Source organism: Vibrio sp. SG41-7 (assembly GCF_014164465.1).
Taxonomy (GTDB): Bacteria; Pseudomonadota; Gammaproteobacteria; order Enterobacterales; family Vibrionaceae; genus Vibrio; species Vibrio splendidus.
Genome location: NZ_JACJFF010000489.1, coordinates 1 through 206, shown reverse-complemented (window position 1 = coordinate 206; position 206 = coordinate 1). Strand labels below are relative to the sequence as shown.

Annotated in this window: 1 rRNA gene; it reads right to left on the bottom strand. The window is 36.9% G+C overall.

Annotated elements, in window-relative coordinates:
- Positions 1-77 (bottom strand): 16S ribosomal RNA (locus H5300_RS27695); the annotation flags it as partial.
- Positions 78-206 lie beyond the last annotated feature (129 nt).

Sequence of the window (206 nt, the reverse complement as noted above, 5' to 3'; positions counted from 1 at the left end):
TGTCGTTTCCGCTCGACTTGCATGTGTTAGGCCTGCCGCCAGCGTTCAATCTGAGCCATGATCAAACTCTTCAATTTAAGATTTTGTGACTCAACGAATACTGACTTCAAAACTAATATTTACCGAAGTAAACATGTAATTCTAAAGCTATTACCATTCCAACAGAATGGTAATGAATTGACTGTGCCAAAATTAAGTAAACTTAA